The following is a 9,083-nucleotide window of genomic DNA, read 5'->3' as shown; positions in this document are numbered from 1 at the left end:
AGTTCGTGAACTACCGGTGATGAACCGGTCTGACCTGCACGGACACGGCTAGGCAGACTTCGCAGGGCACAACGGGGGCACATCGCCGAGGACAGCCTCGACGGCGGCCCTCGTTGTGTCTTCCTCGTCGGGCCACAGGTGCGTGTACGTGTCGAGCGTGATCGACGGCTTCGTGTGCCCGAGGCGCTTCTGCACGGTCTTGACGTTCTCGCCGTGCTTGATGAGCAGCGAGGCGTAGAAGTGCCGTAGGTCGTGCAGGCTGGCGCCGTCCGGGAGGGTGACGCGGGCCGGTTCACTGCCCTCGGGCTTGCCACTGCGGACCCATGCCGTACGCGCAGCGCCGTACGCCTCGGCGAGGGCGACGCCCGCGAGTTTGCGCGTCCTCCCCCACACCTGCGACCAGGCGCCGCGGCGGACTACTTCGCGGTGCTGGTTCAGGAAGAGCAGCCGCGCGGTACGAGTCCGGGGCTTCCTGGGGTCGGTACGGTCCTCGATCTTCACACCGTGTGCGGGGAACTGTTCGAGGTGCGCGGCGAGCGCGTCAATCGTCGCTTTCGTGAGCGGCACCGTGCGGTAGCTCTGGTGGGTCTTGGGCTCGCCGAGGTACGGCTCGCCGTCGTCCGGGTCGACCAACTGCTGTCGCACCTTCACCTCTCGGCGCAGGAAGTCGATGCAGTCGACTTCGAGGCCGAACAGCTCTCCTTGCCGCAGCCCCGAGGAAGCAGCAAGCAGGTACAGGGCGCGGAATCGCTGTGCTGCCGCGTCGATGAGCGCGCGTACCGCGTCCTTGTGCAGGGGCACGACCTCGGCTTTGCGCTGACGCGGCAGACGGACACCGTCGCAGGGGTTGCTCGCGATGATCCGGTCTCTTACAGCCGTCTTCAGCGGCGTAATCAGGTACGCGTACGTGACTTCCAGCGTCGACGGAGCGAGCACCTGCGACCGGTCCTTTATCCACGCCTGTATGTCCGACGCCCGAATGCTGGCCACCGGCCGGTCAGCGAACATCGGATAGATGTGATTGCGCAGTCCACGTTCGACGCGTGACGCCGTCGTGGGGCGATGCACAGCGGACGTGCGCCAACGTTCAGCGACGGCGCGAAAGCTCTCCTTGCCCGCGGCGGGATCGACGTACAGACCGCGGTCAAGGTCGGCTTTGACCGTCGCCGCACGGGTCTCAGCGTCGGCCTTCTTGTCGAAGTTCTCTTTACGCTGCTTCCCACTCGCGTCACGCCAACGGACCTGCCACCGCTTCCCCTTGCCGTGCTCGCCGCTCGGGATGAGCTTGCGCGTCTTGCTGGTGTGCTCACGGCACGGCTTGTCGTCCTTGCTAGGGCGCGACTTGTGCCAGCGGTCGTAGACCTCAGCCATTCGTTTCCCTCCCCTTCCCGGTGACCTTCAAGGCGCCGATGTCCGCGGTGTCGGGCTGCTCTGGCTCTCCGTGCCGTTCCTCGTACGCCCTCACGACTGGTTCCAGCTCGGTCACCAACGCGCGCGTAATGTGGCCGCGCGCGGACTGGAGCGCCCGTTTCCCTTCTGGCAGGTCGCCTCGCTCCCGCAGGCGTGCCTCGCGTTCCTCGGCCAGGCCGTGCCCCCAGGTCTCGCGCGCGGCGTACGCGACGTAGTACGGGGTGGTGCCGAGCTTCTTGGCCGCCTTGGTCTCCGCGTCATCAGGCCGGTCCTGGATGTACCGGAGTTGGGCGTTGCGTGGCCATGGTGACGTCGCCGTCATGTGAGCGACTGCTTTTGCCGTCAGGTGTGCGGCCTCTTTGGCGGTCTGATCGCTTATGCCCCTGACGTGCCAGCCGCCGGGGGCTCTCAGGGCGAAAGTGCTCGGGTTGTGGTCGCCGCCGAGCACGCGGCGCACTTCGCGCTCGTAGACGCCGACCTCGGATGTCATCCACACAGTCCCCTCGGGCAGCAAGTCGCCCAACGGGCGCCCGTAGATGAGCGGCAGCATGACCAACTCGACGGCGGACAGTGCGCGTCGGCCCCGCTCGATCTGCCCCACGGTCGGCCGGTGCCATGAGAGGCCGAGTTGCTGCGCCGTCCTTGCGACCTCTTCCGCCGTGCGACCTGCCTCCTCCCGCACGCGCTGGAGTTGCCCCCCGATCGCCTCGCCGAAGGTGGGGGCCTGCGCGAGGGCGCGCGCCCAACGCTCTTGGTCCGTGACGGGTGCGGTGTCCGCGATGGGCCCACCTTCTGATGCTCGTTCCTTGCCATCACTTCGACTCATGGAGCGCAACAATACATTCCGCTGGACACGTGTACGGAAGATCGCTAAGTTTCGAGAGCACGATTTCATAACGCTTCAACTCGGGGAGTCGACACCGTGCCTCGCGCCCAACTCACCAGCCCCACCGCCTCGGACCGACGGAGGCTCGCCACCGCCCGCGAACTCGCCGACTACTGCGGCGTGCCCCTCGCCACCGTGTACCAGTGGAGTCACCGCGGGGGCGGTCCACGCATGATCAAGGTCGGCCGCCACCTGCGCGCCCGCTGGGAAGACATCGAGCGATGGCTCGATGAGCAGGTCATAGACGCCGCGGCGTGATGCGCGCTCCACACCTCTGCCACGCCGACGGCCCCAACACCCCTGCTCGCTTCCCACGTAATCGCCGACGGTGCCGAGGGCTCCCGCGCCCGGCCCGTCCGGAAGGACACCCCACCGTGCAGACCGCACACCCTGACCCGCTTCGCGTTGCCCTGTGGCTGGCCGCTCAGGGCTACTCGGTGCATCCGCTCGCCCCGGGCATGAAGGTGCCCGTACGTGGCTGCGATCGCTGCTCCCCAGGCAGCGCGGAGCGCCCCAACCCTGCCTATGTCCAGCACGACGGGCACACCTGCACGTGCCACGCCGACGGGCGCCCCTGCCATGGGGTGCTCGCTGCCACGAGTGACCCCGACCGCATCGCCGCATGGTGGGCGCGCATGCCCGCCGCTGGGGTCGGAGTGGCCGCCGGACCCTCCGGCCTTGTGATCCTCGATGTGGACTGTCACGGCGGGGACGTGCCGAGCGACCCCGAACGGCTGCTGCCCGGCGTCGGGTTGCCCGACGACATCGCCCCGGGCAGTGTTCTCGACGGCCGCGACGTCCTCGCGCTGCTCGTCGAGACGCGCCGTGCCACGCTGCCCGGCTGCGCCCCGGAAACGCTCACCGTGCGCACGCCGTCGGGCGGACTGCACTACTGGTTCCGGGTGCCCGCCGGTACCCAGTGGCGCCCGCAGGCGGGGGCGCTCGGCTGGCAGCTCGACGTGCGAGCCGGATCGTCGTACGCGGTCGGACCAGGCACGGTCACCCGCGACGGCGCGTACACCGTGCTCGGCGATTGCCGCACGGTCGCCGAACTGCCCGTGTGGCTCGCCCGCGACCTCGACCGGACCGGGCACCGCGTACGCCCCGAGCGGCCACGCGTCACCCTGCCGTGGCGCTCACGAAGCATGGGCAGCGGGTACGTGGCCGCCGCCGTCAAGGCCGAGCTGCGTGCGGTCGCCGAGGCACAGCCGGGCACCCGGAACGACACGCTCAACCGCGCCGCATTCAGCCTCGGCACCCTGTGCGGGGCGGCCCGCCTCGACCGCGCGCAGGTCGCCGAAGTCCTCGCCGACGCCGCTCGCCACGTAGGGCTGCCTTCCCGGGAGGCCGAGGCCGCGATTCGCTCGGGCCTGACTGCGGGCAAGCGGCACCCGCGCACACCGACCGGAGCCGCCGTATGACTCACGCCCCCGCCTTCAACCCAGCCGCCGCCGCGCGCTCCGTCGTCCCCTTCCCGAGACAGGAAACGGACGTGGAGACGCCGCACTTGCAGAAGCAGGAGCGGCAGCCGCCGCAGGCCGAAGTGCTGCGCGTCCTCGGCCAGAACCGATTCCGGTACCTGCGGCACAACGGCGCTCCCTATGCCGTGTCGTACGACGGACCGCCCATTGCCGTGCCGCTGCGCGCGACGGCTCACAGCGGCACGGGCAGCCTGCGCCAGCACCTCACGCGCGCATACGTGACCGAGCACGACCGCACCCCCTCGCAGTCCGCGCTCGCCGATACGGTTGCCGCCCTCGACGCGCTTGCCGCGGACGTGCCCGAGGTCGAGTTGCCCCTGCGCGTCGCCGCCGACCCCGATGACCCTGCGGTGACGTGGCTCGATCTTGGCCGCCCCGATGGGGAGTCGGTACGCCTCGCCCCGGACGGGTGGACGCTCACGTATCCGGACGTCGAAACCGGGCCGGTGTGGCGCCGTAGTCGGCTCGTGCGTCCTCTCCCGCGCCCGGACCGGGTGGTAGGTGGCTGGCGCGCAGGCATCGAAGAGTTCGCCGCGCTGCTGCCGTTCACCGCCGAGACGCTGCCGCTGGCTGTCGGCTGGCTGCTTGCCGCCCTGCGCCCCGGTATCCCCCGCCCTGTCGCCTACCTCACGGGCGAGCAGGGCACGGGCAAGAGCACGTCCGGGCAGATGCTCGCCGGGATCATCGAGGGACCCCGCGCCCCGCTGCGTCAGGCCCCTGAGACCTTGCGCGACCTCGGACCAACCACCGCGGCCGGATGGATACTCGCCCTCGACAACATCTCGGGCCTGCCCGGCTGGCTGTCTGACGCCCTATGCCGCGTCGTCACGGGTGACGCCCAGGTAACCCGCGCTCTGTACACCGATGACGACGTGAACGTGTTGGCCTACCAGCGGCCCGTACTGCTCACCGGCATCGACCTCGGCGCGCTGCGCAACGACCTCGCCGAGCGCATGATGCCGCTCGAACTCCAACCGATCCCGAGGGACAAGCGGCGCACCGCAGGCGCCCTATGGGCAGCGTACGAGCAGGCGCATCCACGGATCCTCGGCGCGCTACTCGACCTCGCCGCCGCCGTATGGGCTGATCTCCCCCATGCCGCCGCCGAGTTGACCGAGCGACCGCGGCTCGCCGACTTCGCCGAGTTGCTGCACGCCCTCGACCGCGTCACCGGCTGGCGCAGCCTTGAGGCGTTCACCGGGGCACAGGACGCGCTGAATGATGCTGTGCTGGACGGTCACCCGGTTGCCGCAGCGCTGCGCGAGTGGACCACAGCGCCCGCCTTCCCGCCCGGAGGCTGGCAGGGGACCATGGCCGAGCTTCACCGGCAGCTCGGCGGCGACGGACGCGGCCTCGCCGACGGCTGGCCCAAGACACCCGCGGTCCTCAGCGCCCGTATCCGCCAGGTGGCCCCTGCGCTCCGCGCCCGCGGTATCCACGTGGCACGCACCTCGGGCAGCAACAAGAACGGCAAGGTGTGGGCCGTCACCCGCACCCCGCCAACATGATGAGCAGCCCATCCTCGACACGCCCCGACACAGCAGCAACCGCCGGGGCGCAGTTGTTCTTGGGGGACGCATCGGGGACGGCAGGGGTCGCGCCCGCCACGGGACAGCGTCCCCACAACGCTCTGCCCCTGCCTGCGGAAACGGGCGAGCCGTCCTCCACGGGGACGCGGGGGACGCAGCACCCCCTCTCTTCTCTGTCCCGATGAGAGTGAGAGGAAGAGCAGTAGAGAACAGCCCGGAAATCGCGTCCCCCGCGTCCCAGCCGTCCCCCTGCCGAACGTCGCGCTGCGACCGGTCGCGTCTTGCGCGCGTGCGCGCCGACCGGGTCTCGGTGCGGCCCCACGCGCGCCCGCGACCGGTCGACCCCGTCCTACGCGCGCGCGAAGGCTGGCCCATGAGCCGCTGTCCCGTACACGGGGGTCCGGCCGCCCGCCAAGGCGCCGGGCACGCGGACGGCCCCGGCTCTCTCGGAAGAGCCGCCCCGCCCGTGCGCCACGGGGGTAACGCACGGACGGGGCGAAGTCGGGACCGCATACGGTGCGCACCGTGGGTTGGGCCCCTCATCCGTTGCGGAACGCGCCCAGCTATCCCGCAGCGGGCCTTGCAGCCCGTACGCGACGCCTCATCCCCGAGGGAGGGTGATTGCGACCCGAAACGGGCGTCTGTGGTGCTGGTGGCGGCTAGGCTCCGGTCATGCCCGAGCCTTTCGTGAACGGTGACGTACTCCACCTCGCGTGTGGCATCTGTCCGTCCCGCTTTCACGCCGTCGGAGAGTTCGACGTGCTCGAGCGCCCGACGTCGGAATGCCCCTTCAACAAGGAAGACGGACATCGGTACTTGGGCGACGGGACACCCGTGTGTGTCCACCCCGAAAAGGTCGGGTTGCCTGCGGGACGCTACAAGAGCGAGGGCGTGCCGCTGACTGTCGAACTGAAACTACCGCCCGACCCTTCCGAGGTGGTGCCGTACCTTCATGACGTGCTTTACGGAGCTGCGCCCGTGTTACTCGAAGAACTGATTGAGAAGGCGTCGGCCCAGATTCGCGCTCAATTCCCGGACCTTGACCCTCTCACTGTTCTCCGCCGGGCGCTCGGCTAGCCGTCACGCGGCGACAGTGGCGAGTTCTTCCGACGAGAACGTGAAGCTGTGCGCCTGCCCCTGCTTACGGAAACCCATGGCCGCATACTTCTTGTCCAGCCAGTTGAGCCGCCGTGTCACCTCGTCCGCACTCAGCCACAGGCGGGTGTCGGGCTCACCCCACGCGGCGCGGTACGCCTGGTGCGTGTAGTCGTCCGGCCGCCAGTCGGTGTGCTCCTGGTCGGTCTGGTGGATGACCACCAGACCGACCCGCGCCGTGATGCGGGCGAGAAGCTGCGGCTGCGCGATCATCGCGTGTGTCATCTCGTCCACGGGTACGGCGATCGGGATTTCCGCCGCGTTCTCGTCGCCTGTCATCTCGTACACGGCGGCCTTGAGGCACAGAGCCTTGAGCCCTTCCGCGAACAGAGCGTGCTTGTCCTTCTCCTGGTCGTACTCCGCGACGACGACGGAGCCCGTGAAGCACTGCCAGTCGGAGTCGTACTTGAGACTGGCCGCCTTGAATGCGCGGAACTCCGGGTCGGCCTCCACCGACGACAGGATCTCTTTCGCCCTCAGCGCCACCGCCTCAGCGGCAGGGAGGGGCATGGTTGCTTTACTCACTCCTGCACTCTCCTTTTCGGGTTACGTGCACTAGCGAACCGTCCGGCAACTTCCACGACTGCCGGGCGGAGTTTAGATATGGCCGGTTGCGGCCAGCACGGGCAGCGCGGTACTGATCACCGCCACGACGAACACGAAAACGGACCAACCGAAACGGCGAACGAAGCGCATCACAACAGCTTCACTTGATCCGGCCCTACCAACCATTCAATGCCGCCATGCTCCGGGCGGATGAAAGCCGTTGGACGTTTCCGGCGCTCGTTCGGTAGGTCGGCCGGGTCCTCAAATTCCTTGATCACGTCCAGCAGGATTCCGACGCGTCCCGCGCTGTCCCTGACCCGTTGACCGACGTTGCTTTGGGTGATCACTGGTGCCCCTTGGGGTGCCGCGCCATGAGGACGTTGCAGTCAGTCACGGTGGTCTGATCATTCCCTGCGCGCGCCCAGTCACGGACCCTGGCAAGTTCGATGCAACCCGCGCACCCCTCAACCGGTGTGGGCTCCCGTACTGGTTCTCTCAGTGGGAGTTCAACCGGCGCGCTGGGGTATCTCGTCGGCTCGGTCATGAGCCGATCGTGCCGACAACGACCTACCCCTTACAGGGACGGAACGTCCTAGTTTCAGCGCCTTAGTTGGCGACCCCTAGAAACCCAGCAAGCTTGCGCAGACCCGGGGGGCGGGACGATCCGGCCCACAGGTCGCTGACGATGGCCACAGCGAGCGTGTGATGTCGCATCCACGCCGGAGCGATCTGACGAAGCTTCTCAAGCGCCTTCACAGCGCCTTCCGCGTTCCCTAGATCAGTGTGTGCCCGCGCCACGTCCAGCAAGAGCCACGTACGCCAGGAAGGAGGGGTGTCCGCGCTGAGACGCATTCCCTTGGCCAGCGACAGGGCTTCTCCCGGCCGAGCGTGTTGGACGGCGAGCCGGACCCGCTCAATGCGAACAGACGAGCGACTGAACACCGACACCATCTTCCCGTCAGCGGGGGGCGGCAGCATGGCGAGTCGCTTCGTCGCGTCTTCCGCTGTGGTCATCATGTCGTTCGCTGTGTCGTAGTCGCCGGAACGGGCGGCAGACGTGGCAGCGGACATGACCAGTCCACCCCAAACCCTCAGACCCTCGGACGACTTGCCGTGTTCGCGCTCCACGCTGTCAGCGGCGTACACGGCAAGGTGCTCGGCGTCATCTAGCCGGTTCTGCCGCTGGTAGTTCCAAGCCACGCTGTTACTGACCATCGCTGGCAACAGCGGGTCGGAGGAGTCGGAGGCTGCGTTCATGGCGCGTTCAAGGGCGCTCAGTGCAAGGTCTGTCTTTCCGAGACGGATTGCCAGATGCCCGGCCAACTGGAGCGCCTTGCCCAAGGCCGCCTGCCCCGCTGCCCGGTCATCCGCGTTGCCCACAGCGGCGACGAAGCGAGCGTCAGCGATGATGCCCGGCAGCACGTCCATGAGGCGCCCGAATTCGGCGTCGTGGTACAGGGTCCAGCCGTCGGCAATCTCGCGGCGCAGCAGGGGCAGAGACAGCCGCTCGGGGCCGTTCGGCTCGGACGGTGGGGCGAACAGCGGAGGCATGATCGCACGGCGCACAGCGACCAATTGAGGCGTGTCCGCTTCGCCGGTCGAGGGCACGCCGGGCGGGTCTCCGAGTAGGGCAGTCAGTTCCACGCCGAGCCCACGAGACAGCGCGTGCAGGGTAGGCAGCCGAGCGCTGTGCTTCCGCTTCTGCTCTAGCTTCCGAACCACGTCCACGGACACGCCAGAGCGCTCCGCCAACCCCTCTTGGGTGAGGTCTGCGAGTCGGCGGAGGCGTGCTAACCGGTCGCCCAGGTGCTCAGCCATGGAACCGAGGCTACGCCGAACCGTGGCAGCGCGTCAGCGGCTCTGATCACCGCTTAGCGGCGCACCGTGAGAACGACTGACGCGCGATGTTGTGGAAGCCCTGTGTCAACGACCGTGCCCATGTGCCCGAGGGCACACTCAGGGCACAAGGGCCAGGAAGGACCCGGAAAGCGACGGCAACTACTGAAGGTAGTTTTCGCAGCTCACGGGCCCTTCCCTCGCGCATCCGCAGGTCAGACGATCAAGTGGGAAGTTCGT

9 protein-coding genes are annotated in these 9,083 nt (G+C 68.5%); 4 read left to right on the top strand and 5 right to left on the bottom strand.

Annotated features, from left to right (window positions below; all coding sequences use genetic code 11):
• Positions 1 to 48 precede the first annotated feature (48 nt).
• Together ACZ60T_RS33900 and ACZ60T_RS33895 are read right to left on the bottom strand one after the other, a co-directional pair.
• Positions 49 to 1,371 carry a tyrosine-type recombinase/integrase gene (locus ACZ60T_RS33900; protein ID WP_469669470.1) on the bottom strand — a complete coding sequence of 441 codons (1,323 nt, stop codon included), beginning with the start codon at positions 1,369 to 1,371 and terminating at the stop codon, positions 49 to 51.
• Positions 1,364 to 2,236 carry a helix-turn-helix domain-containing protein gene (locus ACZ60T_RS33895; RefSeq protein WP_469669469.1) on the bottom strand — a complete coding sequence of 291 codons (873 nt, stop codon included), beginning with the start codon at positions 2,234 to 2,236 and terminating at the stop codon, positions 1,364 to 1,366. Before ACZ60T_RS33895 ends, ACZ60T_RS33900 begins: the two co-directional genes overlap by 8 nt.
• 96 nt (positions 2,237 to 2,332) lie before the next feature.
• Here ACZ60T_RS33895 and ACZ60T_RS33890 point away from each other — a divergent pair, with 96 nt between their 5' ends.
• From ACZ60T_RS33890 to ACZ60T_RS33875, 4 genes are all read left to right on the top strand, one after another.
• Positions 2,333 to 2,554, top strand: coding sequence for a helix-turn-helix transcriptional regulator (locus tag ACZ60T_RS33890; RefSeq protein WP_469669468.1), 222 nt, complete (start codon positions 2,333 to 2,335; stop codon positions 2,552 to 2,554).
• A 116-nt stretch (positions 2,555 to 2,670) separates the two neighbouring features.
• Positions 2,671 to 3,717: a bifunctional DNA primase/polymerase gene (locus ACZ60T_RS33885; protein WP_469669467.1), complete on the top strand. Its 1,047-nt coding sequence runs from the start codon at positions 2,671 to 2,673 to the stop codon at positions 3,715 to 3,717.
• Between the two features lie 71 nt (positions 3,718 to 3,788).
• A complete protein-coding gene (locus ACZ60T_RS33880; RefSeq protein WP_469669466.1) occupies positions 3,789 to 5,285 on the top strand; it encodes a hypothetical protein in 1,497 nt (498 codons plus the stop codon).
• Between the two features lie 693 nt (positions 5,286 to 5,978).
• Entirely contained in the window at positions 5,979 to 6,383 is a 405-nt protein-coding gene (locus tag ACZ60T_RS33875; RefSeq protein ID WP_469669465.1) for a hypothetical protein, read from the top strand.
• 3 nt (positions 6,384 to 6,386) lie between these two features.
• Here the strand turns inward: ACZ60T_RS33875 and ACZ60T_RS33870 are convergent, their stop codons facing one another.
• The 3 genes from ACZ60T_RS33870 to ACZ60T_RS33860 all read right to left on the bottom strand — a co-directional run bounded on the left by ACZ60T_RS33870 (position 6,387) and on the right by ACZ60T_RS33860 (position 8,825).
• A complete protein-coding gene (locus ACZ60T_RS33870; RefSeq protein WP_469669464.1) occupies positions 6,387 to 6,986 on the bottom strand; it encodes a hypothetical protein in 600 nt (199 codons plus the stop codon).
• Positions 6,987 to 7,156: 170 nt separating this feature from the next.
• Entirely contained in the window at positions 7,157 to 7,354 is a 198-nt protein-coding gene (locus tag ACZ60T_RS33865) for a hypothetical protein (RefSeq protein WP_469669463.1), read from the bottom strand.
• Positions 7,355 to 7,613: 259 nt separating this feature from the next.
• Positions 7,614 to 8,825, bottom strand: coding sequence for a helix-turn-helix domain-containing protein (locus tag ACZ60T_RS33860; RefSeq protein WP_469669462.1), 1,212 nt, complete (start codon positions 8,823 to 8,825; stop codon positions 7,614 to 7,616).
• Between the last annotated feature and the right edge of the window lie 258 nt (positions 8,826 to 9,083).

Source organism: Streptomyces sp. NPDC104371 (assembly GCF_055583785.1).
This window is presented reverse-complemented; position numbering and strand designations above follow the sequence as displayed.

Bases quoted from the DNA above. Each gene is read 5' to 3' on its own strand.
- ACZ60T_RS33875 (WP_469669465.1), top strand. From the start codon at position 5,979: ATGCCCGAGCCTTTCGTGAACGGTGACGTACTCCACCTCGCGTGTGGC.
- ACZ60T_RS33900 (WP_469669470.1), bottom strand. From the start codon at position 1,371: ATGGCTGAGGTCTACGACCGCTGGCACAAGTCGCGCCCTAGCAAGGAC.
- ACZ60T_RS33895 (WP_469669469.1), bottom strand. From the start codon at position 2,236: ATGAGTCGAAGTGATGGCAAGGAACGAGCATCAGAAGGTGGGCCCATC.
- ACZ60T_RS33860 (WP_469669462.1), bottom strand. From the start codon at position 8,825: ATGGCTGAGCACCTGGGCGACCGGTTAGCACGCCTCCGCCGACTCGCA.